A 25,854-nucleotide genomic window follows, 5' to 3' on the forward strand; every position below is an offset into this window, starting at 1 on the left:
AAATGATTCTTTCACCTTTGTAATATGAAATTAATACTTAATTGTACATTGGCGTTTATAGGAGGTGTTTTTCTCGCTATGCAAGCTGGATTAAATACGAAACTCAGTACCGCTTTAAAACAACCTATATTAGCAGTTATATCAACATCTTTTACAAGTTTCATCCTTGGGATATTCCTTATTTTGTTTTTTACGAAAGGCAGAATTCAGTTAGATTTAATTCAGAAAGTGCCTTGGTATTTATGGTTTATTGGAGGTGTTTTTAGCATGATTGGCATTTCTCTATATTTTTATACAATACCAAAATTAGGGATATCAAAAATGATTGCATTAGGCTTATGTGGGCAGCTTATATTTTCTTTAATCGCAGGAAAATATGGTTGGCTCAACCTTCCAGTAGAAGCTTTAACAACTAATCGGATATTCGGAGCGATTTCAATGCTAGTAGGAATTATTTTAATCAATTCAAAATGATAAAAACAGAACTAAATATTAAAAACTTGACCAATTTATGGAAAGTAGCAGGGGAAGCATTTAATGGTTATGTTGAAAATGAAAGGACGTTTTATGCTAGTATGAAAGGATTAGCATGGCCAAATCGTATTTGGGTAAATGATTTGGTAGATATTAAAGTTGCTCAAGAAATACAAGAAACGATGAAGAGACATGAAGGAATGACTTTTTCCTATTTCAATAAAAGTAAGGCTAAGAGTAATTTAACATTTGAGACTAATATGTACCTTAAATCGGTACAATATGGAATGAGTTTAACTCCAAAAAACTATTATAAGGCACAAAAAGAAATTACTCTTGTAAGAGTAAAAGATAAAGAGAATGCCGATTTATGGAGTGCAACATTTTATAAGGCTTTCAATTACCAAATCAATGCAGAAGTTATTTTAAGAACTTTAAATGATGTTCTATATTTTCTGATTTATTCCAAGAAAGAATTGTTAGGAACAGTGGTTGTTTTTGTTACAAATAGGATTGGAGGAATACATAGTTTAGGAGTAGTTCCTTCAAAGAGAAAACAAGGTTTTGCTCTTGATATTATGAGAGAGGTTTTAAATTTTTTAAAGGAAAAGAAAATAGAGTTAGTAACATTGCAAGCATCCGAAATGGCTAAAGAAATGTACTTGAAACTTGGTTTCTCAGTTGATTTTTTAATGGAAAATTATATGCTTAAAAAATAGAATTATGAGTTTGATAGAAAATTTAAATTGGCGCTATGCGACCAAAAAGTTTGATTCTAGTAAAAAGATAACAATTACAGATTTAAATCATATAGAAAGTGCAATTCAGTTATCTGCATCTTCTTATGGATTACAATTGTACAAGGTTTTTATCATAGAAGATATAGATCTTAGAAGTAAGTTAAAAGCTGTTTCTTGGAATCAAAGTCAAATAACCGAAGCATCACATCTATTTGTATTTTGTAACTATATAAATAATATAACAACTGAAGTAGATAATCATATTAAGTTAACAGCAAAGACAAGAAATCTTGATGAAGAAATGTTAAATGAGTATGGTAGTTTTATTTTAGAGAAAATATTTGCGAAGTCGGAGATAGAAAGATGTAACTGGACCCGAAATCAAACCTATATTGCTCTAGCAAATTTACTTTCTATATGTGCTGAGTTGAAAATAGATGCTTGTCCAATGGAAGGGTTTGATTCGGTTAGGTATAATGAAATCTTAGGCTTAAATCAAATAGGGTTAAACGCTTGTGTATTGGCTGCAGTAGGTTATAGAGATAAAGAAGATAAAACACAGTATTTGGAGAAAGTTAGAAAATCGAAAGATGTACTATTTGAGTATTTATAATACGCCAATTTAGTGATCTAAAACTTTTAGATACTTGTAAAAAAGATTTTTTTAGTTAATGTTACGCAACCTTTAAGGAATTAGTGTATCTACAATGTAAAACTGAAAATGAAATATTATGAGAATACAAATGATTATTTTATGGTGTGCAATATTTTTTGTTTCATGTAATGAAGAAGATCAAGGCGATGGAGATATCTCCGTGATAGGAAAATGGAAATTGATTGAGGTATTGGCTGATCCTGGAGATGGTAGCGGCACTTTTAAAGAAGTAAAGAGTAATAAAACGATTGAATTAAAAAGTAATGGAACGATAACAACAAATGAATCTTTGTGTAGTCCATATTCAGACGAAATAATAAATGAAGGGACTTATAGCTTAAAGGATAAATTAATTATAACCAATTGTCAAAACTCCAACATAGCAAAGATATTTTTTGAATTTACTGATGATCATCTTATCTTAAATTTTGTTTCGAATGAAGGGTATTCTCAAAAATTTCAAAAAGTTAACTAAATTGAAAGAGATTACAATATAAAGATTAGAAAGCGCTTGTTAATACTTAGTAAACAAAGAAAAACCCACCGAAGTGGGAGCTTTTTAGGGAATGTTTAATAAAGAAAACTTAATATAAACATGCCACTAATAAGTATGATTTAAAGTTAAAAAAAATAGGAACAGGAAAAAACCTGAATTTTTACTGGTTATTTGGATTTAGGTTTACTGAAACAAACGAAACATATCAAAACAAACAGGCAAGACAGAATAAATTTAAAGGCAATAGCCATGATAAAAGGGGGTAAGGGGTTATCGGTAGATACCAATTTATCACGACTTTTTTAAGAAACTATTAGCGATTCGATGAATAGCAGTATTAAGCCGTTCATTAATGATAAACCAGAGATATAGATAAGAGACTTTATCTTAAGAATGTGGAAACTTATGTTTTAACTAAATAAACTTATATTTTTGGGGGTTATTAGACATTCTAGTATAATAATAACGATTTATGGTTAACTTAAGTTTAAGTTCAGGAAACCGAACGTCGTATTCATTTCCATATGATTTAATAAGTTTTACTAATGTAGGTTTAGGTGTCATAATCATGAAATTTTTTGAGAAGATAATTCATAAAAATCAGCAATGGTTATTATTTAGATGAAGCTAAGTATAAGTATAGGTATAAAGGAATCAAGGAGCGATGAGCAATAGATTTTGAAAAAAATAAACTAAAAGACTATCTGCATCACAGGACTAGTTGAAAAATCTTTATTATTTTTAGCAGTAAGTACTCTAAGAGATAACTATCTTGGAGGGTGTTAAATTATCAACCAAACTAAAATATGAAAAAGCAATATAAATTGAGGCTATATATATCTGGGCTGTTTATAATGATCGCACTTATAATATTGGCAGATTTTGTTATACCTGCGGAAACAGTCAATGAAAAAATTATAAAAGTTGAAAGAGAAATTGAGAATTATTACAATGCAGGAGGAAATTCACACAACACATATAAAGTAATTACAAATTCGTATAAATTTTCTGTAGAGGAAGATTTTGCAAAATTAGCAAGAGGAAAGGAAAATATATCATTCGGAGTTTCCATGATATTCAATAAAGTAAATTGGTATACGCTTAATTTATCCAATGGAAAATCCTTTCATTCTTTACGTATAGCTTCAGGTTTTGTGCTTCCTTTGTTATTCATAATAGCATTTTTTGTAGCACATCGTTTTAAAAAGAACATAAACACGATTGTTTTAATACTGAAAGTATTGTTAATTATTGATATTATATATTTATGGAGCTGATTCAGTTCAGTTCGCTGTTTATTTAGGTATTTTAACTTTTTCTAAACTCCAATAAGAAAGTGAAATAGAAAAGAAACAATAATGCAAAAAGGTTACTTTTACAAGACATTTCTTTTCTATTTGGACTCCATAATTAAAACAGAAAGAACGGTTTTTGAAACCACTTAAAACTACACATTAAATTCAAGAAAGTTTTAACTATTCGATGTTTGACTTATATCTATAGATAAATTCATTGAACATACTTATCAATTGTAAATTTTATTCAAAATTGTAGAAAATAGAAAAGCCATATCAACGTATGATATGACTTTGTAATTTGATTTTTTGTTAAAAAAGATATAGTGAGTACAATTTCAATGTTTAGATATGAAACAAAAAACACAACTCAACAAATGAGCTGTGTTATATAGGTGAATTTAATTCTAGTCCCCACTAAATCAAATCTACACAAACCTAAATATTAACTTAATACCGTCCAAAAGAATCCCTCTTTTAGCAAGCAGGAATTTTTGAAAAGACAACATATGTTAATATTTTTTCAAAAAATAGAATAAAAAAGAAGTGAATTCTTTGAAAAGGAATACTTGTGTGTAGAAATTATTTAAAATAGTAAGTCATTTAATACATTATATTTGTCAAAGAGAGATATAAGAATTTTCTTAAAGAAAGTCTCAAGCAAAACAAGGTAGTAATAAATTAAATGGGGTTAGTAAAAGATATACTTAGAAAGGTTGATCCTGTAATGAAACCTTTTCATTCATACCAGGCACCGATATTTCCTTATTATCATACAGTTTCGAACGAAGATTTATCACATATAAAAGGTCTCTATAATTATAAAAATGAGAAGGATTTTATAAGAGATTTAGATTTTCTTTTAAAAAAGTACAAGGTTTTAGAACCAAGAAAGTTACTTGAAGCAATTCGAAGGAAAGAAAAGATACCTAACAATTCATTTTTATTATCTTTTGATGATGGGCTTTCAGAAGTATATAAAACCATTGTTCCGATATTAAATCGAAAAGGAATTCCGGCCATTTTCTTTATCAATAATAAGTATGTTGACAATACAACTTTATTTTATAAACATAAAATATCTATTATTGTACAATACCTCTTATCAAATGAAAATGATGATGCAATTAACAATATTTTAAACCTTCAAAATGTTTCAAAGGCTCATCTTATAAAAAAGATAAAAACTATTCATTATACCCAAGAAGAGGTCATAGACAAGATGTTAGATACAATAGGAGTAAACGTTCAAGAGTTTTTGAAAAATCAAAAACCATACGTAACGTTTGCAGAACTTAATGAGATTAAAAATCAAGGACATTATTTAGGTGGACATACAGTGAGTCATTTTCCTTTACATCAATTAAGTTTGGAAGAACAAGTTGTTGAAATACTCGATTCAATTGTTTGGCTTAAAACGAATTTTAGCCTCAATTATGAGCTATTTTCTTTTCCATTTTCAGATATATTTGCAACCAAAACTCTTTTAGATAAGCTGTTTCAGCAAATGCCTAATTTAGTTCTAATGGGAAATCAAGGAATGAGAAAAGATATTTCCGATCAAATTATTCAGCGTTTTTCACTAGAAAAAGAAGCACAAGCAGATATAGGAGTTCGTATGAATATTATTTATAGGAAGTACCTTTCCCTTATTGGTAAACAAAAAATAACTCGAAAGTCATTATGAACATAAGAATCCAAGAATTTAGAAAATTTGAGATACCAAATATTTTAAATGATGAAATGGTTTGGAATCATAGTTTTTTAATAGGAACAAAACATAGGTTATTGGCGCATTATAAAAACCCTAAATCAAATGATGATGATATCGCTTTGTTAGTTGCTTATATAGATGCTCAAATTGTTGGATACATGGGGGTTTATATCGATTATATTCATATTGGTGATAAGGCTGAAAAAATCGGATGGTTGTCTACTTGGTGGTTGCATAAAAGTTCGGCTGGTAAGGGTATTGGTAAAGAGATGCTTAAGAAAATGTATGAGTTGAACGATGGAAGAATAGGTATTTCTCAATTTACTCCTAGTGCGAAAAGAGTATATGATAAGTCAGGTTTTTTTAATTATTTAAAAAAGTTAGTAGGTTGTAAAATTGATCTTAGGTTGAATTTAGAATATCTTTTACCCGCTTATAAAGAATCATTAAGAAAATATACTTGGTTGTTTAGAACGATTGATACTACCTTTAACGTTGTAAATGAGTTCAAGCTTAAAATGGTATACAGTTCTTATAAAAAATCAATGAAGAACTATTCAATTGATTATTTAACTCATATTGACTCTAAGATGGCATCTTTTTTACAGGAAAAGCAACATAAGAATCTTACAAAAAGAGATGCAGATTTTTTTCAGTTTATAAAAACATATCAATGGATAGAGGAAGCACCATTGGTTGATTTTGTTACTAATAAGAAAAAGTATTTCTTTTCTGATTACAATAAGAACTTTAATATTTATTTAGTAAAAGTAGAAGATAAGGAGGCTAATATAGTTGGATTTATTTGTTTACTAAGAAAAGATGCAGAGCTTAAAGTATTACAAATATTTTATTTGGAAGGAATGCATTCATTAATGGCTAAATTGGTTATTATGCATGGAATAAAGCTTGGTACAAGAACAATTATTACTTATGATGAAAACTTAACTAAAGAGTTTAAACGTTTAAAATCAGCCAGAATACGCTTCAAGAAAAAAGATAGAGAATCCATTGTGTCTAAGATATATGGAGAAATTAATAGTGAAGAGTTTAATTTTCAATATGGAGACGGAGATTGTTCCTTTGCATAAGAAGTAATGTAGCTTTATTATAAAAGAATAAAAATGCTACTATATATTTTTAAAAAAAGTGATTATGACTATATAAAACCATTTAAAATCAGTTTGGCTGAGATTAAATGATTTTATAAGTCACAACTAACCATAAATTTTACAAAGATTGATCGATGGAATGGATTAAATGATCGATTTCAGTTTCATTACCTGAAATTGTAAGTCGTATCCACGATTTTCTCTTAATAATAAAATTATCTGGAATGATGTTCAATTTGTTCTTTGGATTTTCCGTAACAAATTTGTTCAAAACATCGGTTAAAGTTAACCGATATTTACCTTGGTATTCGATTGTTTTTGTCATGTCTGGGGGGACTATTGGTTGTTTTTCAACAAGATATAAAAAAATAAAGAACAATTTTGAGGGGAATCCGTAAAAAGATAAAACACTACATTTTTTTGATATAAAAAACCGAAAATTTAAAAAGCCACACTATTACAGCATGGCAATTTGTTTCTAATTCAAAATCTAAATGACAACAACTAAATGTGAGTCAAAATTAGGTTTAGAATTAGAATGTATAGTAAATAAAAGGTTATATAAATATTATGAAATGAAGATGTAATAAGTAGCTATGACATACTTTTATGCACATATCATAAGTTGTGAACGTATATTAAGTATAAAACAGCAAGTGAATTAACTTATTTATTCAATATACTTCGTAAAAGAAAAATTAAAGAATCAAGATATTGAGTAAAAAAGAAGAAGAAAAGAAGTCGTCCCCCCCAGGATCTTTCTTTTCTTCTAAAATCTTCAATTTTTGTGAAAAATGAATTTGTTGATGTAAAGATACTGGACAATAAATGTTTAAATGTGAAGGAATAGACGAAATGCATTTTTGTATCGGTGAATAGTCTTTAGCTACCGATGAAAAGTAATGCGTCAAAAAGTAGAGTGAAATGTATATATAATGTTCTACGAAGAGGTATAAGGCTAATAAATAAGTTTAGCAAGCTTGCATAAAACGTTGTTGATCTAACCATTGATGTACACTTCCTAATTCACGCGCCTTGAAGAAGTTATTTTCTTTATAAATATAATTTCCTTTTGGTGGAACCTTTTTTACTTTTATAAACTTATATAGAACTAGTTTAATAATGGCTTCTTTAATATCTTCTTTGGTAATATCTTCTTGGCTATTTGCTTCGAGTACTTCTTTAATAAAAGTATCAACTTCAATATGTTTCGTATTGAAAATTAAAGCTTTAAAAACAATTTCTTCCATAATGCATTGATTATAAGCACAAAGATATGGGCAAGTTTGAAGTCTAAAAAGGGGAATACCGCAGCAAAAAATGTAAAAATCCGAAGAAAATAATTTTATAATTATCTGTTTTTTTGAATCAAAGTTAGAATTTTTCTACCTCTGGCTTTACAACCTTTACTTTCATGAATAACCTTCGTTCTAATAATATGTTCTAATTCATCAAAAACCCAGTCTTTATGCAATCCAAAAAGATATAATGTTTGCATGGAGTAAGCTTTTACTGCAATTTTTTGCTCGCTAATGAGCCAGTCGAAACCTGTTTCAATGATGAGGTCAATATGTGTTTGAGTTAAGATTTGTTGAATTGAATGCTCTTTTTTAGAGGTGTACGCTTTTGCTATGTGTTCACATATTTTAGCACAAGGCCTCACAGCACTGTCTAAATAGACCTTTTGTATATTTTCTGTGAAACTATCAATATAGGGAATGATGTATTCAATTCCATGGTGTGTACAGATCCATTCAAGTACCCAAGCGGCCTTGATAGAAAGTTTATTATCAACATCAAATGTAAGAGCTACTAAATTTTTTATTAAATTAGGATTGTTTAATACAATATTTGAGGCTGTTTTTCTGTTTTCTCTAGCAGGATTGGCCATATTGTTTAAAACAGAAATTAAAAAATCAATACTCATATTGGTATGGTTTATGTACTTTTGGTGCAATAAGATTTAAAATTAGAAAAAAGAAATCATAATGATTTATTTAAAAAGAATATTTTCAATAATCCTTGTAAGTTCAATTGCTTTTACGGCAACTGTTTCGGCGCAAAAAACAAACCAGTTTGATGAAAATGGTAAACGTACTGGAGTTTGGAAGAAGTTTTATAACAATAACAAATTACGTTACTCAGGAAAGTTCAAGGCAGGAAAAGAAATAGGTGTTTTTAAGTTTTATAATATAGACTCTTATGGAACTCCAGCTATTGTTAAAGAGTTTTCTTCAAAATCAGATAGTGCTTTTGTTAAGTTTTATACACCAAAAGGAAAGGTAAAAAGTAAAGGTTGGATGATTGGAAAAAATAGAGAGGGTAAATGGATGTATTATTTTGGAAACGGAAAAGTTTTTTCAGAAGAAAACTATAAGGATGGAAAATTGGAAGGTGTTGTGAGAAATTATTATCCAAATGGAAAATTAACAGAGGAAACATATTATAAAGAAGGTAAAAAAGAAGGAAGTTCAAAGGTATATACCGATGATGGAATTTTAATAGAAGAAGTAGCTTATGTTAATGGAAAGCTTCATGGTTTTGGAAAGTATTTTAACTTAAAAGGTCAGCTTCAAGAAAGAGGGAACTATGAAAATGGAGTTAGAAAAGGAAAATGGGAGTTTTTTATTGATGGAGAGGTAGTTACTAAAAGAAAGCGTAAAAACCTTTCTGATTTAAAGAATAAATAGACAAACGAAATAATGAGAAGTCTAACTTATATATTGTTTATCAGTCTTGTTATTTCTTGTAAAAAAAAGGAAGATACTTCAATAATTGGTATGTGGAGTGTTGAAAAAGTAGCAATAGGAAATAATGAAATGACGCCTAATGCTAGGTGGATGAAATTTAATGCCGACTCTTCTCAAGTTTCTGGAAATGGTTGGTTTCAACATTCTCTAGGTACTTGGAAATTAACTGAAGACAATCTTTCATTTGAAAACACTAATGGAACGCAAGATAATTATGCTCCATTTAAAGTTGAGGTCAGTGAAAACACGATGCAATGGAAGAGAATCGAAGACGGGGAAGAAGTAAAAGTGCATTTAAAAAGAATTGAAAATATTCCAGCATCAGAAGGAAATAAATTGTTAGGCTTATGGAAATTGGAATCAATGGATGTAGGAAAAGGTAAAACTTCACAATTAGATAACAAGAGTACATTGTTTTTAAGATGGGATAATACCTATGTAAAAGAAGGAACTTTAAAGGGGAAGGAATATGGTGTTTATAAAATACATGGTCATAAGCCTGAATTACAGCTCGTAAATTATGGTGATGATCCTAAATTTAGTTTTTATCAATTTACAATTAGTCAGAATAAATTGTTTTTAAAATCTACTGATGGAACTGAAGCATATACATATAGTAGGACGTATCAATTTCTTCAATAATACCATCAATTCTTTCCATATAAAAACAGAAAACAAATTCGTAAATTTGCACCTCAAATTTAAAAAGAGATGAAAAGAGTAGTAGTAGGACTTTCAGGAGGTGTAGATAGTAGTGTTACCGCATATTTGTTAAAAGAACAAGGGTATGACGTTATCGGGCTATTCATGAAAAATTGGCATGATGATACGGTAACTATTTCTGATGAATGTCCTTGGTTAGAAGACAGTAATGATGCTATGATTGTTGCTGATAAGTTGGGAATTCCTTTTCAAACAGTAGATTTGAGTGAACAATACAAAGAACGTATTGTTGACTATATGTTTAATGAGTACGAAAAAGGTCGTACTCCGAATCCAGATGTTTTGTGTAATCGAGAAATTAAGTTTGATGTATTTATGGATATCGCATTAAGCTTGGGAGCAGATTACGTGGCAACTGGACATTATTGTAGAAAAGGAGAAGAAGTTATAAATGGTAAGCCAGTATATAAATTATTAGCGGGTAAAGACGGTAATAAGGATCAATCATATTTCCTATGTCAGCTATCACAAGAGCAATTATCAAAAGCATTATTCCCAATTGGAGAATTAACGAAGCCTGAGGTTAGAGAAATTGCAAAAGAAGCTGATTTAATTACTGCCGATAAGAAAGATTCTCAAGGATTATGTTTTATAGGCAAAGTAAGGTTGCCAGATTTTCTACAGCAAAAATTGCAACCTAAAGAAGGAGAGATTATTCAAATACCTTCAGATTTTAATGAATATACAAAATCAACACCTAGGTTTGCTGATAAAGAAGCTGAATTAGCATATCGCGCTACTAAGTTTTCTTATCATAAAGAAGATGGTAAAGTAGTGGGGAAACATCAAGGAGCGCATTATTTTACAAAAGGACAACGTAAAGGTTTAGCAGTTGGAGGTACCAAAGAACCATTATTTGTAATTGAAACAGATGTAGATACAAACATTATTTATACGGGTGAAGGTAAAAATCACCAAGGACTATATAGAAATGTTCTTTTTGTATCTAATGAAGAACTGCATTGGGTGCGTGAGGATTTAGCTTTGAAGACAGACGAAACAATGGAAGTGGAAGCGAGGATTCGCTATCGTCAAGCTTTGGAGAAAGCAACTTTATACAAAACAGACAAAGGATTATATGTAGAGTTTGAAAATGCTCAATCAGCAATTCAAGAAGGACAGTTTGTTGCTTGGTATAAAGAAGAAGAATTATTAGGCTCTGGTGTGATTTCTTAAATATACATTTATCAAAGGATCTTTATAAGACCTCGAAAAATTCGAGGTTTTTTTGTGCTTATTCGTTAATGATTGTACATTTACCCTATGCAAAATACGATTACCAAACTTTTTAATATACAATATCCAATTGTTCAAGGAGGAATGATTTGGGTTTCAGGCTGGAAATTAGCTTCTGCAGTTTCTAACGCTGGCGGATTAGGTTTAATAGGAGCAGGGTCTATGTACCCAGATGTGTTAAGAGAGCATATTCAAAAATGTAAAAAGGCGACGGATAAACCTTTTGGAGTAAATGTTCCAATGTTATATCCTGATATAGAACAAATAATGGATATTATAGTTGAAGAAGGAGTGAAGATTGTGTTTACTTCAGCAGGAAACCCAAAAACATGGACGAATTTTTTGAAAGAAAAAGGAATCACTGTTGTACATGTTGTAAGCTCTGTTAAGTTTGCCTTAAAAGCTGAGGCAGCCGGAGTAGATGCTGTAGTATGTGAAGGGTTTGAAGCAGGTGGACATAACGGACGGGAAGAAACCACCACATTTACTCTTATTCCTATGGTTAAAGAGCAGGTGAGAATACCTGTAATAGCAGCTGGAGGAATTGGTTCTGGAAGAGGTATGTTGGCAGCAATGGTTTTAGGAGCAGATGGAGTACAAATAGGAAGTCGTTTTGCGGCAACAAAAGAATCTTCGGCTCATGAAAATTTCAAAAAAACAATTGTTGATGTAAAAGATGGAGGAACTCACCTTACTTTAAAAGAGTTGGCTCCTGTGAGATTAGTAAAGAATAAGTTCTATAATGATGTGCAAGAGTTATATGCAAGTAATCCTACTGTAGAACAAATTAAAGAGCTATTAGGTCGTGCTAGAGCCAAAAGAGGGATGTTTGAAGGTGATTTAGAAGAAGGAGAGTTAGAAATAGGACAAATTGCCGGATTAATTCACGAGATAAAATCAGCAAAAGAAGTTATCGAAGAAATTATAACTGAATTTAATACCGTAAAAGGCAATTTTTAAGAGCCTTGTAAAGTGAGATAATGAAAATAAAAAAGAGGAATGAATTCAATTCATTCCTCTTTTTATTTTATATAGTTGTTGAAATTAGTAATTTACGTAATCAACAATTTCTAATCCGTATCCAATCATACCAACGCGTTTCGTTTGTTTTGTATTTGAAACTAAGCGTAACTTATGAATATGTAAATCATGTAAAATTTGAGCACCAATTCCAAAATCTTTATTATCCATTACTACATTTGGAGCTTTCATAATTCCGTTTTCCTGATTCTCTCTTAATAAACGTAAACGACTTAATAAGTTTAAAGCTTCTCTTTGTTGGTTGATAAAGATAATAGCACCTCTACCTTCTTCATTTACCACCTTAAACATTTGATCTAATTTTTTATCAGCATTATTAGTCAAAGTTCCTAATATATCGTTGTTTACTAAAGTGGAATTTACCCTTGTAAGTATCGCTTCATTTTTGGTCCAAGTACCTTTAGTTAAAGCAATATGAATTTGTTTATTTGTTGTTTGTTGGTAAGCTCTCAATCTAAATTCACCAAAACGAGTTTCTACGGTGAAGTCTTCTTTCTTTTCAATTAAAGAATCGTGCTCCATTCGATAAGCTACAAGGTCTTCAATCGAAACAATTTTTAAATCAAATTTTTGAGCTACTTCTAGAAGTTGAGGTAAACGAGCCATGGTACCATCTTCATTCATGATTTCTACAATCACTCCAGCAGGTTGTAAACCAGCAAGACGAGCAAAGTCGATTGCAGCTTCTGTATGACCAGTTCTTCGTAAAACACCACCATTTTTAGCTTTTAAAGGAAATATATGTCCTGGACGAGCCAAATCAAAAGGTTTAGTTTCTGCATCTATCAAAGCCATGATTGTTTTTGCTCTATCTGAAGCAGAAATTCCGGTTGTAACACCTTTCCCTCTTAAATCTACAGATACAGTGAAGGCAGTTTCCATAGGATCAGTGTTATTGCTAACCATCATCCCTAATTCTAATTCTTTGCAACGATCTTCGGTAAGAGGTGTACAAATAAGACCTCTACCATGGGTAGCCATAAAATTAATCATTTCAGGAGTTACCATTTCTGCGGCAGCAACAAAATCACCTTCATTTTCTCTGTCTTCATCATCAACCACTATAATTACTTTACCATTTTTAATATCTTCAATGGCTTCTTCTATGGTGTTTAACTGTATTTTAGTTTGTGTTGTCATTGTTATGTTGTTTTCTCTTTAGAGAATAGTTTTTTGAAAAATTGTGTAATTGGAGCAAAGAAGCTACTTACATTAAACAAACCTTTGTCTTGTGTGGCTCTAATAGTTAATGTTAATGCCAAAGGAAACATAAGAGCAACGGATAGCCAAGAGCCTGTGATGGCTGTTAATGAACTTTCTTCGGCTAAGTTACGTCCAAATGTATTAGAAAAAAAGTACAAAACATAAATAGAAATAGCCAATATCATAGGTAATCCCATTCCACCTTTTCTGATAATAGATCCTAGAGGTGCTCCAATAAAGAATAATATCAGGCAAGAGAGTGAAAATGCAATACGGTTATAGTACTCAATATCGTAAAGATTTAAGTACTTTCGTTTGTTTTTCAGAGTCTCTTTGTTAGCCTTATTATTATTCAAAGTACGTTCCATTTTAGAAACTGCAGTGGTTAACACATTTACTTTCTCCCTAAGATCAAAATTAGAAAGTATATCTAATGATAAATCTTTGTTTTTAAGAGAATCAGGGTAGGAGTGTAAATCTTCAATATCGATACTTAAAAATAAGTTTTTAGCTCTACTTTCTATAAATTCATCATAACTAACCTTTAGGGTTGGAATGGTATCTTTTAATTGCTGTAAACTAAGCATGTTAAAGTTACTCTTATACTTTTCTTCACCAATATCATCCTGTGAAAAAGAAGAAATATCTATGTTTATAGTATATTCATCAAATTTTGCTTGTGAAGCAGGCATCCTTTGTCGTTCCTTGTAGGAAGTTCCAGATTTAACATGGTGTTCAAAATAATGACCATCTTTTAGAATTAAAGTCATGTATTTACTACCTTCTTCAGAAATAATTTCCCCTTTTTTTGCTGTTATTATTTTATTATTCCCCTTTTTACTAGATAGGTCATAAATCATAACGTCTTTTAAAAGATTGTCATCCTCTCCATATTTTTCTTCAAACTTGATTTGAAAATTAGGTATTTCTGTATTGAAACCACCAGGAACTAGTGCTAAAGCAGGTTGTTTCTTTTTAATGTTTACCTTCATGTTTAATTGCTTTAACATGGCATAAGGATATACATTATTTAAGAAGATAAAATTTAATCCGCTCATTAAAACCGCTAAAAGAACTAAAGGGCGAACCATACGTTGTAAAGAAACTCCAGCAGATTTTGCAGCGGCAAACTCATAGTTTTCAGATAAACTACCAAGAGTCATAATGGAAGAAAGCAGCACACCAATGGGTAATGCCTGAGGCGTTACAATTAGGGCTGTGTACCAAAGGAATTTTAAAATAATAACAATTCCAATCCCTTTTCCTGCAATGTTATCAAAACCAAGCCATAAGGCTTGCATTACCAATACAAATAAGATGATGAAAAAGGTTGCTAAAAAGGGAATTAAGAAACTCTTTAATATATATCTGTCTAATGTTTTCACAGAAGCAAAGTTACTAGTTAGTTGGTACAAATAACACAAAAGTTTTGTTAATGATTCACATTTTCATTAACAAAACTTTTGGGCAGGTAATTAATCGATATAATACCCTTGTTTTTCGTATTTACTTTTGTCAAAAGTAAATAGCTTTTCCGATATAGGTTGGTTACTTTTAAACTTTGTAATGGTAAAAGTTGTTTCGGCACCATTAGAACCTATTTGTACCAATTTATATATATGTTTTGTTTTAGCGTCAATTCCTAATTGCACCTTAATAATGTCTGAATTACTATCAATAGGAGTTAAATCTACAAATTGAATTTTACGTCCTTTACTATTTTTTAAAGCACCCATTTTATAAGTATATCCTTCTTTATAAAAAGTTAATAATTTAGAAGGGTAAATAAATCCATCTTCTTCTTCTAAATCCCCATTTGTGATATTAACTTCCTTTTCATCAGCATTAATTACTACTAATTTTTTTCCGTCAAAAACAAAATTGTTTCCTAAGTAATTTAAATTATATTTTTCTCCAGATAATGTGATTTCACCTCTAATAGGAGGGTCGTTTGTAATTCCTGCTTCTTTATTAACTAAAGTAGAATTAAAACCAATAACCATATTTTTATAAGCTCCCATTTTTGTTGACACTTCATCTAAAAGACTTTTAGCTTCTGAAGAAGTACTCTGAGCACTTATTTGTACACTTAAAAATATACTCGCTATTAATATTCCTAGTTTTTTCATTTTACGAATTTAATTCTTATTTGTTGTTTTTTTCATTCTCCAATAATTGCTCTAAAGCAATCAAATCAGGAACTAACACTTGTCGAGCTTTACTACCTTCAAATGGACCTACAATACCTGCAGCTTCCAATTGATCAATTAATCTACCCGCTCTGTTATATCCTAGTTTTAACTTTCGTTGCAATAACGATGCCGAACCTTGCTGAGCTGTTACAATAACTTCAGCTGCTTCTTTAAATAGTTTATCCCTATCTGCTATATCAATATCAAGATTTGTGCCACCTTCTTCGCCAACATATTCAGGAAGTAAATGTGCATCTGGATAAGCTCTTTGGGAACCAATATAATCTGTTATTTTTTCTACCTCTGGTGTATCTACAAAAGCACATTGAATACGGGTAATATCGTTTCCTCCAGAATATAACATATCTCCACGTCCAATTAATTGATCGGCTCCAGGAGCATCTAATATTGTTCTACTATCAATTTTAGAAGTTACTCTAAAAGCAATTCTAGAGGGGAAGTTAGCTTTAATAATACCAGTAATTACATTTACAGAAGGACGCTGTGTTGCCACAATTAAATGGATTCCGATAGCACGAGCTAATTGGGCTAAACGAGCAATTGGAGTTTCTACTTCCTTACCTGCAGTCATAATTAAATCAGCAAATTCATCAATAACCAATACAATATATGGTAAGAACATATGACCATTTTCTGGATTTAGTTTACGAGCTTTAAATTTAGTATTGTACTCTTTGATGTTACGAACCATTGCGTTTTTTAATAATTCATAACGGTTGTCCATTTCAATACAAAGTGAATTTAATGTATTGATTACTTTAGTGTTGTCTGTAATAATAGCCTCTTCAGAATCGGGTAGTTTGGCTAAATAATGACGTTCTATTTTATTAAATAAAGTAAGTTCTACTTTTTTAGGATCTACCAGCACAAATTTAACTTCAGCAGGGTGTTTACGGTATAATAACGAAGTTAAAATAGCATTCAATCCAACAGATTTACCTTGTCCGGTTGCACCTGCCATTAATAAGTGAGGCATTTTAGCCAAATCAACTACAAAGGTTTCATTTGAAATTGTTTTACCTAATGCAATAGGAAGTTCCATAGCCGATTCTTGGAATTTCTTTGAAGAAATTACAGAATGCATAGAAACGATGGTTGCTTTCTTATTAGGAACTTCAATACCAATAGTACCTTTACCTGGAATAGGAGCGATAATACGAATTCCTAATGCAGATAAAGATAAAGCGATATCATCTTCTAAATTTTTAATTTTTGAAATACGGACTCCAGCTTCAGGAACTATTTCATATAATGTAATTGTAGGACCTACAGTAGCTTTAATTTGAGCAATACCAATTTTGTAATTTTTTAAGGTTTCTACAATTTGGTTTTTATTAGCTTCAAGTTCTGCAGGATCTATAGAAATACTTTCGTTATATTCTTTTAATAAGTTGAAGGTAGGAAACTTGTAGTTACCTAATTCTAATTTAGGATCAAACTCTCCAAAATCTTTAACCAATTGATCCGAAAGATTTTCCGAAACATGAGATTCTTCGGCTATTTTTTCAATAGCAACTTCAACCTCTTTTTTAGTTTCTTCAGAAACAATAAGAGTAGGTTCTTGTGCGGGTTCTACTTCTAAAGAAAGTTCTTCTTTTACGGGGTCTTCCGATTTTATTTCTGAATGATTACTTATGGTAGGTTGTAAATTCTCTACTGATAGTTCAAAATCAGATTTTGAATCAACTATGGTTTCTTCAACCGGTACTTTAGGTGTTTCTTCTTTAATTGATTCGTTCTCTTTTTGCGAAGCTTTTACTTTTTCATCAACAAGTTCTGGAGTTATTTTAAAACGAAGAATGATATAAGCGACAAGCAAAAAGAGTAGTAGTATAACCAGTCCTATTTTCCCTAAGAAGGCTTGTAAATATTCATTTAGCTCAAAACCTATAATACCAGATAATAGAGCCAGTTTTTTATCAACAAATCCAAGGGCTACAGAAATCCATAGCATACCTAATAATCCCCAATTCCATGAAGAAATAATACGCTTTAAGTTACTTTGTAAAAGTATTCTTACTCCACTAATAAAAAACAAGAAAACAAGCATAAAACCACCAATTCCAAATCCTTTATAGATAAATAAATTACTTAATTTGGCGCCAATTTGGCCTAATAAATTCTTTGCTTTTATAGCTTTATCAGGAAATTGACTCAATGCACTTTGATCTTCTTGCCATGAAAAGAAAAAAGAAATAAAGGCAACCAACAGGGCTAAAGAAAAAAGAATCAAAAATGATCCTAAAATACTTTGATTTTGTCTGTTATTTATAAAAGATTTTACTTTTGAAATAGCAGAAGGTTTTGTTGAAGTTTTCTTTTTTACGGTTTTCTTTTTGGCCATGAATGTAAATTAGGTTGAGTGAATTACAACGTTAAAATATAACTATAATTTTAGGAAGGTAAATAATAAAAAATATAATTATAGAAACGAAAGCAGCAAAGGCAGGAGCACCTGCTGCTATATCTTTAATAAAACCAATTTTTTCGTGATAATCTGGATGAATAAAATCGGCAACTTTTTCAACGGCAGTGTTTAAAGCTTCTGCAACTAATACCAGTCCAATAGCTAAACATTGGATCATCCATTCAACAGAGGAGATATCAAGATAGAAACCTAAAATAGTAACCAAAACGGCTATAGAAAACTGCACTTTAATACTATCTTCTGTAGTTAAGAGTAGCCACATACCCTTTAAGGCAAACTTAATACTTCGTAATCTGCCTATAATAAAACCATCATTTGGGTTTTTCATACTATAATTATAATGCTTTTAAAGCCGCTTCGTAATTTGGTTCGTCAACAATTTCAGAAACTTGTTCTGTATGCGTAACAACACCTTCTTCATTAATTACTACGATGCAACGAGAGTGTAAACTTGTTAAAGGTCCGCTTGTAATTTCTAAACCAAAATTTTTACCAAAATTACCATCAACAAAATCAGATAACATTACTACATTTTCGATACCCTCAGCTCCACAAAATCTACCTTGAGCAAATGGTAAATCCTTAGAAATACATAAAACCTTTGTGTTATCTAAACCAGCAGCTTGTTCATTAAACTTTCTTACAGAGGTTGCACAAGTTCCTGTATCGACACTAGGAAAAATGTTTAATACTAATTTTTGTCCTTTAAAATCTGCAATGCTTTTTCGTGATAAGTCACCTGCAACTAATTCAAAATCAGGTGCTTTTTTTCCGGTTTCAGGTAAGTTTCCGCTTGTATTTACTGGGTTTCCTTGTAAAGTAATTGCTGCCATTTTCTTTTTGTTTTATCGAAATTCAAAGGTAACTAAATAATTTTGAAAATTGAAGGTTGAAAATTCATTCAAGCTTTAAAAGTCCTATCTTCGCGATTCTAAACTTATAACATAAATTGAAGCTATCACGTTATACATCTGAGTTTAAATATAATTGGCAATTGGCAGCACCAGTAATGCTGGGTATGTTAGGACATACATTTGTAAGTTTTATTGATAATATTATGGTAGGGCAATTAGGAACGGCTGAATTGGCAGCGGTTTCTTTGGGCAATAGTTTTATGTTTATTGCCATGTCTTTAGGAATTGGTTTTTCTACTGCAATAACTCCGTTAATTGCTGAAGCCGATGCAGCAGAAAATTTTAATAATGCTAAATCTACGTTTAAACATGGATTGTTCCTTTGTACATCTTTAGGTATCTTGATGTTTTTAGTAGTGTTTTTTTCAAAACCATTATTATATGCTATGGGGCAGCCTTATGAAGTGGTTGAATTGGCAATTCCATATTTAGATTTAGTGGCTTTTTCATTAATTCCATTGATTGTTTTTCAGGCATTTAAACAGTTTAGTGATGGAATGTCAATGACTAGATACCCTATGTATGCTACTATAGTGGCTAACGTTGCTAATGTTGTTTTAAACTATGTACTGATTTTTGGAAAATTTGGATTTCCAAAAATGGGTATTGTTGGAGCTGCTTATGGAACGTTGTTGTCACGTTTTATTATGGTTTTTTATTTATGGTGGTTGCTAACGCAAAAAGAACGATCTCAACGAATAGTAACAAATATTAAGATTTTTATTCTTGATAAATTCATGTTGAAAAAAATTGTTAGCCTGGGTGCACCTAGTGCAATGCAAATGTTTTTTGAGGTAGCTATTTTTACTGCAGCCATTTGGTTAAGTGGTTTGTTAGGGAAGAATCCTCAGGCGGCTAATCAAATAGCTTTAAACTTATCATCAATGACATTTATGGTGGCAATGGGGCTGAGTGTAGCAGCTATGGTACGCGTAGGAAATCAAAAGGGATTGAAAAATTATATAGAACTGAGACGAATAGCTTTTTCAATTTTTTTATTGGGAATAATGTTAGCTGTAGGATTTGCAATTATTTTCTTTATTTTTCACAAGAGTTTACCAAACATTTATGTTGATTTAAATGATGCAAAAAACTTATCTGATAATATGGAGGTGATAAAAATTGCATCAATGTTGTTAATTGCGGCAGCATTTTTTCAAATTAGTGATAGTATACAAGTAATGGTATTAGGTGCATTAAGAGGTCTACAAGATGTAGCTATTCCAACAGTGATTACATTCATTTCGTATTGGTTGATTGGATTTCCGGTAAGTTATTTCTTAGGGAAAGAAGATGCTTACGGAAGTTTTGGGATTTGGCTAGGATTGCTAGCAGGATTGACATCAGCTTCGATATTATTATATATGAGATTTAATTATTTAACTTTGAAATTAATTAGAAAAGAACAAAATGAACTTACCTAAATTTTTATTAGCAGATAATAGTAGTCATCCTGAAGATATTTTTGTATTACATACAGAATATCCGAGGTTTTTAATAAACTTGAAAGATGATGAAATAGAATGGTTTGAAGATTTATCCAATGAAAACGAACAAGACTTGGCAAATGAAATGGAAAATTTAATCGAAGCCGCAGGTTCATTTTATGATGAAGAGATGAGTAAATACGAATAAATAAAAAGAGAAGGAATTTCCTTCTCTTTTTATTTATTCGTCAGTGTTTATATTTAATAGTTGTTCTGCCTGTGCTTTCCAATTATCTCGTTTGATTCTTCCTGGGAAAAATTGAATTAAGTTGGTAACCGTTTCTATATCCTTTTCTGTAAAATTACTTATTTGTTTATAGGTGAAAATACCAATACTATTCAGCTTCTTTTCAATAAAAGAGCCAACTCCTTTAATTTTAGATAAGTCATCTTTATCATCTTCTGAGGCAGTTCCAATTCTTTTGAAGTTAAGTTTTTCTGGTTTTTTTATTTCGACACCACCACGATCAACAGTTTTTCGAGCTCTAATGATTAATTCTTGTGGTTCATCATCAATATCTTTTTCGCGAATGAAATTGTTGTTTTGTATGGTAGGTTCGATATTCTGAATAGGTGCTGGAGAATTTTTGCTGTAAAAAGTCATCGCAAAAATATAACCAATTAAAAAAGAACCTAGCATCCATAAGAAAAGTTCTATGGAAAACGAGATTGCTATAAAATTAATAAAATGCATTATGGGGATTTTTTAGTTGATTACTATTTCAATTCTTCTGTTTTTTGCTCTACCTAATGGAGTATTATTATCTGCCAAGGGAGCTAATTCTCCTTTAGATAGGGTAGTTATTTTTAATGAGTCAATACCTTGTTGCACAAAATATTTTGCAACATTTTTGGCGCGTTGTAAACTGATCCACTCATTGGTTTGTTCTTCTCCAACATTATCAGTATGACCAGTTATGGTTAATTTTTTATTCGGATGCTTTTTTAAATAACTCTTTGCTTCTAGCAGGTAAGCGTATAAAGTTCTATCTGGTTTGAAATTTTCATTGCCAAAATGCGCATATAAAACCTTGTTAGTTACTTCCTTTTGGATCGCTTGAAGTTTTTCTGGAGATATATTTTGATGAGCTATTCTAATACCATCTGCATAAAAACCTTCCAGATCATAAGTGTAATTGCCTAGTTGGCTCTTTAAAATGATTTTTTTAGGGTTGACACCATATTTCACTAGTTTGTCTTTTAAGTAGCTAGCTCTTGCCATACCAAAGTTTTGTCCATCTTCTAAAATTTCTCCATCCAAATAATCTGCAGTAATAAGTATTTCTTTTTCTTGATTGTTATTCAAAAAATTGAAAATGGAGTCTTTAAAATAATAAAACTGCTTAGGAAAAAGTACTCGAATGTTATTAGAGGATGTAACAAATTTGTGAGCAAAGTTAAGTTGTGCAAGTTGTTTGGTAAAAACAGGTTTTGTAACCTTCTCTTTTTTAGGGGTTGAATCTTTCTTTTTACTGTGTGCGGTATCGAGTGGTTGCTTTATTTTTTGAACAACCTTTGTTTTCGAAATTTTGTCAGGCGTCTTTAGTTCATCATTAGGAATTTGAGTATTACTTTGATAAACGAATTGCGCAACAATTGCGAATACAGTAAAAACGAGAAAAGCTTTTAAAAAGTTTCTCATTAGTATAGGGGATTTTAGTTAGTAGGTTTGATTAAAGCATAAAGATATAAAAAAAAACTACTCTTAAATAGGTAATTTTTAAAGATTTATAGATGGATACTTTATTTTGTTTAAAAAAAATGTATTTTTGTTAAACAAAATATTAATAATCATGAAATCAATTGTTTTAAAACTTATCAGTTTAATATTTCTATTACCCGTTACTCATAATGTTGAAATACAGGAGTTTCAGGGGCAGGCAGTTTATTTTTCCAAAGCAAAACTTGAATTGGGAAGATGGGGTGCACGAATGAGTGAGGCTCAAAAGAAACAGATACAAGCAAGATTAAAAAATAGATTAGAGAAGACTTATATCTTAAATTTTAATAAGCAAGAATCGTTTTTTGAAGAAGAGGAGAAATTAGATGCAATATCAGGAGCTACGGATTCTTGGGGGAATAATTTCTCTCAAGGGGATCAATATAAAAATATAAAAGAGAACCGAATAGTTCAAAATCAAGAGTTCTATGGGAAACAATTTTTGGTAAAAGATAAACTTCAACAGATTGATTGGAAAATAGGTAAAGAATCTAAGAAAATAGGGAAGTATTTATGCTTTAAAGCAACGGCTTCAATTCCTAAAAATGAACTTACTTGGTATAATTTTTCATGGAGCGATTTAAGAAAATCTGAAAGAAAAACAGATTCAACAGGTGTAAAGGGAGAACAAACTGTTGATTTGATAGCGGTTGAAGCTTGGTACACTCCACAAATACCAGTTAGCCATGGACCTGGTGAGTATTGGGGGTTACCAGGACTTATTTTAGAGGTGAGTGCGGGTAACAGAGTAATGTTATGCTCAAAAGTGATTATCAACCCTTCAGAGAAACTCATTATAGAAGCTCCTTCTAAAGGAAAAGAAATTACAAAAATGAAGTATCAAGAAACAATTAGAGGCAAAATGATGGAAATGAGAAACAATAGAGGTAGAAGAAGAAGGTAAATAAAATGTAAAAATGTTACAATCAAACTTAGTATGAAAAATATCGTAATCATATCGTTTTTACTGATTGCTCAAAATCTTTTTTCGCAAGTTGTTTTCAAGGGAGTGGTTAAAGATACTCTTAATAAACCTTTAGAACTGGCGAATGTTATTGCCATTAACAACAAAACTGAGGTTTTAGAGTCGTATGCAATTACAGATGAACTTGGTAGGTATCAATTAAAACTAACAAAAAATAGCGGCTATAAAATACAGGTGAGTTATGTAGGAATGAAAACCAAAGAAAGTTTGGTAGTTGTTCAAGAAAATAATTTTACAAAAGATTTCATACTAAAATTAGATAATAGTCTTGATGAAGTTGAAATTACTTATGAGATGCCCGTTGTGGTGAAGGGAGATACATTGATTTATAATGCAGATTCTTTTAAAAATGGAACAGAAAGAAAGTTGGAAGATGTATTGGAAAAATTACCTGGAGTAGAGATTAATGAAGAAGGTCAGGTCGAAGTTGAAGGGAAAGTAGTAAACAAGCTAATGGTAAATGGAAAAGATTTTTTTGATGGAGATACCAAATTAGCAACCAAAAACATACCATCAAAGGCTGTAGATAAGATTCAGGTTTTAAGAAACTATGCAGAGGTTGGTCAGCTAAGTGGTGTTCGTAATAACCAAGATAATGTAGCATTAAATATAAAGTTAAAAAAAGGAAAGGAAAGTTTTTGGTTTGGAAATGTTACTGTTGGAGCGGGGAATGCTCCTACAGATGAATTGTATTTGCTGCAGCCAAAACTGTTTTATTACAATCCCAAGTACAGTATTAACTTTATTGGTGATTTTAATAATATCGGAGAGGTAGCGCTCAGCAGGCGAGATATTAGAGGATTTGGAGGAGGTTTTAGAGCTCCTAGCAGAAGTAGTGGAACTAATATTAACTTAGGAGACAACAGCTTAAATTTTTTAACGAGTCAAGGAAATGCTTTAAAGATTGAAAACAAATTGGCTTCAGCAAACTTTAGTTATTCTCCCAAAAACACTTTAGATTTTAGTGGTTTTCTTATTTTTAATAGTAGTAAAATTCTATCAAGAGAATCTAATTTTATTCAGTATTCAAATCAAGAGTTAGGGATACCAGATGAATCTACCGAACAAACCAGTACAGAGCGTTCCAATCAAGGTTTAATAAAATTAAGTCTTTCCTATAAGCCTAATTTTAATAATCAACTAGATTATGATGTGCTAGCAAGAGTTTCTAATGATCGTCAAAATCGAAATTTATTATCATCAGTATTAGGAGGTATTACTCAGATAGATGAAGTGACACCTTATAGTGTAAACCAAAATTTCAACTATTATTATACTTTAAATGATACCAATATATTTGCATTAGAAGCACAATATTTAATAAAGAATGAAGATCCTTTTTACAATGCTATTTTAGAAAATACTTCGGCTAATACTGATTCTTTTGATGCTACAGCAGAAGCTCTAGGTTTAGATACAACCCAAAGTAGTTATGATCTTACTCAAAATAGGAGAATAAAATCAAATCAATTGGATGCTAAGCTAGATTATTATAAAATATTAAATACAAAAAGTAATCTTAATTTGACGCTAGGTGTTATTGTGAGTAATCAAGAGTTTGATTCTAATATATTCCAATTTTTAGATAATAATTTGAAATTTAATCCAATACCTATTTTTAACGAGGGTAAAGTATCAAATAATACATCCTATAATTTTAGCGATGTTTATTTAGGGGCTCATTATAGATTTCGAAAAGGTAAATTCACTATTACTCCTGGTTTTTCTGTTCATGCTTATGGAAACAAGAATGTACAATTTGGCGAGGTGTATAAAGATAACTTTTTAAGAGTATTACCAGATTTTGAAACTAGAATTCAGTTAAAAAAAAGTGAAGCTTTAACTTTTAGATATGAAATGCGTAATCAATTTACAGATGTAACGAGGTTGGCAGAAGGAGTTGTTTTGAATAGTTTTAATGATATACAATTTGGAGAACCAGCTTTGCAAAATGCACTTTCGCACAATTTAAGCCTTTTTTATAGTAGTTTTAACCTGTTTAATTACACAAATGTCTTTGCAAGAGCTTCTTATTCGAAAAATATCGACCAAATTAGAAGTTTGACAAGTTTTGAAAATGTAATAAGAACTAGTACTTTTTTTAATTCAAGTTTCGCAGATGAAAATATTAATGTGTTTGGTAGAGTGCAAAGAACTTTTGGTAAAATTAGAGCGAGTTTAAATGCAAGTTTCAATTACAGTAAATTAAATCAATTTATTCAAGACAGGCAATCGCTAAACGAACGTTTTGTACAATCTTACACTCCTGGTATAAGAACTAATTATTTAGAAGCACCTAATGTGAATATCAGATATAGATATAGTGTTTCTAATAACAATCAAGGAAGTAGAAAAACAACATTTATAACCAATGCACCATCAATTGAATTTGATGCGTACTTATGGAAAAAAATCACGTTTAGAACAGATTATACATATACCGATCAAGATTTAGGAGATGGTAACTCTCAATCGTTTCAAACATGGAATGCAACACTATCTTACAGGAAAAATAGAGATGCTAAGTGGGAGTATGAATTAAAAGCAACGAATTTATTAAATATTGATGCTCAAGTAAGAAATAATGCCAATGACATTTCCGTATTTAATTCAGAAGTTTTTATTCAACCAAGGTTTATAACCTTCAGGTTTATATATAATTTGTAAA

At 30.7% G+C, this 25,854-nt stretch carries 26 protein-coding genes; 15 read left to right on the forward strand and 11 right to left on the reverse strand.

The features are described 5' to 3' along the window. The first annotated feature begins 24 nt into the window (after window positions 1–24). The 7 genes from ABNT22_RS07500 to ABNT22_RS07530 all read left to right on the forward strand — a co-directional run bounded on the left by ABNT22_RS07500 (window position 25) and on the right by ABNT22_RS07530 (window position 6,465). Window positions 25–474 carry a DMT family transporter gene (locus ABNT22_RS07500; protein ID WP_348715337.1) on the forward strand — a complete coding sequence of 150 codons (450 nt, stop codon included), beginning with the start codon at window positions 25–27 and terminating at the stop codon, window positions 472–474. Then, entirely contained in the window at window positions 471–1,193 is a 723-nt protein-coding gene (locus ABNT22_RS07505) for a GNAT family N-acetyltransferase (protein WP_348715338.1), read from the forward strand. Before ABNT22_RS07500 ends, ABNT22_RS07505 begins: the two co-directional genes overlap by 4 nt. 4 nt (window positions 1,194–1,197) lie before the next feature. Further along, window positions 1,198–1,827, forward strand: coding sequence for an NAD(P)H-dependent oxidoreductase (locus ABNT22_RS07510; RefSeq protein WP_348715339.1), 630 nt, complete (start codon window positions 1,198–1,200; stop codon window positions 1,825–1,827). Window positions 1,828–1,945: 118 nt separating this feature from the next. Further along, complete coding sequence (locus tag ABNT22_RS07515) at window positions 1,946–2,344, forward strand: hypothetical protein (protein WP_348715340.1); 399 nt, start codon at window positions 1,946–1,948, stop codon at window positions 2,342–2,344. Window positions 2,345–3,219: 875 nt separating this feature from the next. Continuing rightward, window positions 3,220–3,642: a hypothetical protein gene (locus tag ABNT22_RS07520; protein ID WP_348721650.1), complete on the forward strand. Its 423-nt coding sequence runs from the start codon at window positions 3,220–3,222 to the stop codon at window positions 3,640–3,642. Between the two features lie 703 nt (window positions 3,643–4,345). Next, on the forward strand, window positions 4,346–5,347 hold the full coding sequence (locus ABNT22_RS07525; RefSeq protein ID WP_348715342.1) for a polysaccharide deacetylase family protein: 1,002 nt from the start codon (window positions 4,346–4,348) through the stop codon (window positions 5,345–5,347). Then, window positions 5,344–6,465: a GNAT family N-acetyltransferase gene (locus tag ABNT22_RS07530; protein WP_348715343.1), complete on the forward strand. Its 1,122-nt coding sequence runs from the start codon at window positions 5,344–5,346 to the stop codon at window positions 6,463–6,465. Before ABNT22_RS07525 ends, ABNT22_RS07530 begins: the two co-directional genes overlap by 4 nt. A gap of 139 nt (window positions 6,466–6,604) precedes the next feature. On the opposite strand, the gene ABNT22_RS07535 is transcribed toward ABNT22_RS07530, so the two are convergent. The 3 genes from ABNT22_RS07535 to ABNT22_RS07545 all read right to left on the reverse strand — a co-directional run bounded on the left by ABNT22_RS07535 (window position 6,605) and on the right by ABNT22_RS07545 (window position 8,413). Next, the gene (locus tag ABNT22_RS07535; protein ID WP_348715344.1) at window positions 6,605–6,811 is read right to left on the reverse strand and encodes a hypothetical protein; all 207 of its coding nucleotides are present in this window, start codon (window positions 6,809–6,811) and stop codon (window positions 6,605–6,607) included. Between the two features lie 646 nt (window positions 6,812–7,457). Then, window positions 7,458–7,736, reverse strand: a complete 279-nt coding sequence (locus ABNT22_RS07540; protein ID WP_348715345.1) for a hypothetical protein — start codon at window positions 7,734–7,736, stop codon at window positions 7,458–7,460. A gap of 101 nt (window positions 7,737–7,837) precedes the next feature. Next, window positions 7,838–8,413, reverse strand: a complete 576-nt coding sequence (locus ABNT22_RS07545; RefSeq protein WP_348715346.1) for an adenylosuccinate lyase — start codon at window positions 8,411–8,413, stop codon at window positions 7,838–7,840. A 61-nt stretch (window positions 8,414–8,474) separates the two neighbouring features. On the opposite strand from ABNT22_RS07545, the gene ABNT22_RS07550 reads away from it, so the two are divergent. The 4 genes from ABNT22_RS07550 to ABNT22_RS07565 all read left to right on the forward strand — a co-directional run bounded on the left by ABNT22_RS07550 (window position 8,475) and on the right by ABNT22_RS07565 (window position 12,155). After that, the gene (locus ABNT22_RS07550; RefSeq protein ID WP_348715347.1) at window positions 8,475–9,176 is read left to right on the forward strand and encodes a toxin-antitoxin system YwqK family antitoxin; all 702 of its coding nucleotides are present in this window, start codon (window positions 8,475–8,477) and stop codon (window positions 9,174–9,176) included. Between the two features lie 12 nt (window positions 9,177–9,188). Continuing rightward, window positions 9,189–9,878, forward strand: a complete 690-nt coding sequence (locus tag ABNT22_RS07555; protein ID WP_348715348.1) for a hypothetical protein — start codon at window positions 9,189–9,191, stop codon at window positions 9,876–9,878. A gap of 69 nt (window positions 9,879–9,947) precedes the next feature. Further along, the gene (gene mnmA, locus ABNT22_RS07560) at window positions 9,948–11,135 is read left to right on the forward strand and encodes a tRNA 2-thiouridine(34) synthase MnmA (protein ID WP_348715349.1); all 1,188 of its coding nucleotides are present in this window, start codon (window positions 9,948–9,950) and stop codon (window positions 11,133–11,135) included. Between the two features lie 87 nt (window positions 11,136–11,222). Beyond that, on the forward strand, window positions 11,223–12,155 hold the full coding sequence (locus ABNT22_RS07565) for a nitronate monooxygenase (RefSeq protein WP_348715350.1): 933 nt from the start codon (window positions 11,223–11,225) through the stop codon (window positions 12,153–12,155). Window positions 12,156–12,239: 84 nt separating this feature from the next. Here the strand turns inward: ABNT22_RS07565 and ribB are convergent, their stop codons facing one another. The 6 genes from ribB to tpx all read right to left on the reverse strand — a co-directional run bounded on the left by ribB (window position 12,240) and on the right by tpx (window position 18,913). Further along, on the reverse strand, window positions 12,240–13,376 hold the full coding sequence (gene ribB / locus ABNT22_RS07570) for a 3,4-dihydroxy-2-butanone-4-phosphate synthase (protein ID WP_348715351.1): 1,137 nt from the start codon (window positions 13,374–13,376) through the stop codon (window positions 12,240–12,242). 2 nt (window positions 13,377–13,378) lie between these two features. Beyond that, window positions 13,379–14,824 carry an LptF/LptG family permease gene (locus ABNT22_RS07575; protein WP_348715352.1) on the reverse strand — a complete coding sequence of 482 codons (1,446 nt, stop codon included), beginning with the start codon at window positions 14,822–14,824 and terminating at the stop codon, window positions 13,379–13,381. Window positions 14,825–14,914: 90 nt separating this feature from the next. After that, a complete protein-coding gene (locus ABNT22_RS07580; RefSeq protein WP_348715353.1) occupies window positions 14,915–15,568 on the reverse strand; it encodes an outer membrane lipoprotein carrier protein LolA in 654 nt (217 codons plus the stop codon). A 16-nt stretch (window positions 15,569–15,584) separates the two neighbouring features. Continuing rightward, a complete protein-coding gene (locus ABNT22_RS07585; RefSeq protein ID WP_348715354.1) occupies window positions 15,585–17,996 on the reverse strand; it encodes a DNA translocase FtsK in 2,412 nt (803 codons plus the stop codon). 31 nt (window positions 17,997–18,027) lie between these two features. Then, the gene (locus ABNT22_RS07590; RefSeq protein WP_348715355.1) at window positions 18,028–18,408 is read right to left on the reverse strand and encodes a diacylglycerol kinase family protein; all 381 of its coding nucleotides are present in this window, start codon (window positions 18,406–18,408) and stop codon (window positions 18,028–18,030) included. A 7-nt stretch (window positions 18,409–18,415) separates the two neighbouring features. Continuing rightward, entirely contained in the window at window positions 18,416–18,913 is a 498-nt protein-coding gene (gene tpx / locus ABNT22_RS07595) for a thiol peroxidase (protein WP_348715356.1), read from the reverse strand. Between the two features lie 116 nt (window positions 18,914–19,029). Here tpx and ABNT22_RS07600 point away from each other — a divergent pair, with 116 nt between their 5' ends. Both ABNT22_RS07600 and ABNT22_RS07605 read left to right on the forward strand, forming a co-directional pair. Beyond that, on the forward strand, window positions 19,030–20,418 hold the full coding sequence (locus ABNT22_RS07600) for an MATE family efflux transporter (RefSeq protein ID WP_348715357.1): 1,389 nt from the start codon (window positions 19,030–19,032) through the stop codon (window positions 20,416–20,418). Beyond that, complete coding sequence (locus tag ABNT22_RS07605; RefSeq protein WP_348715358.1) at window positions 20,405–20,629, forward strand: hypothetical protein; 225 nt, start codon at window positions 20,405–20,407, stop codon at window positions 20,627–20,629. Before ABNT22_RS07600 ends, ABNT22_RS07605 begins: the two co-directional genes overlap by 14 nt. 33 nt (window positions 20,630–20,662) lie before the next feature. Here the strand turns inward: ABNT22_RS07605 and ABNT22_RS07610 are convergent, their stop codons facing one another. Continuing rightward, window positions 20,663–21,175, reverse strand: coding sequence for a hypothetical protein (locus ABNT22_RS07610; RefSeq protein WP_348715359.1), 513 nt, complete (start codon window positions 21,173–21,175; stop codon window positions 20,663–20,665). A gap of 12 nt (window positions 21,176–21,187) precedes the next feature. Then, complete coding sequence (locus tag ABNT22_RS07615; protein WP_348715360.1) at window positions 21,188–22,123, reverse strand: OmpA family protein; 936 nt, start codon at window positions 22,121–22,123, stop codon at window positions 21,188–21,190. Window positions 22,124–22,274: 151 nt separating this feature from the next. Here ABNT22_RS07615 and ABNT22_RS07620 point away from each other — a divergent pair, with 151 nt between their 5' ends. Further along, complete coding sequence (locus ABNT22_RS07620; protein ID WP_348715361.1) at window positions 22,275–23,105, forward strand: GLPGLI family protein; 831 nt, start codon at window positions 22,275–22,277, stop codon at window positions 23,103–23,105. A 33-nt stretch (window positions 23,106–23,138) separates the two neighbouring features. Beyond that, the gene (locus ABNT22_RS07625; protein ID WP_348715362.1) at window positions 23,139–25,853 is read left to right on the forward strand and encodes a carboxypeptidase regulatory-like domain-containing protein; all 2,715 of its coding nucleotides are present in this window, start codon (window positions 23,139–23,141) and stop codon (window positions 25,851–25,853) included. The last annotated feature ends 1 nt before the right edge of the window (window position 25,854 follow it).

The sequence above is a fragment of the Tenacibaculum sp. 190130A14a genome (genome assembly GCF_964048965.1).
GTDB lineage: Bacteria > Bacteroidota > Bacteroidia > Flavobacteriales > Flavobacteriaceae > Polaribacter > Polaribacter polynesiense.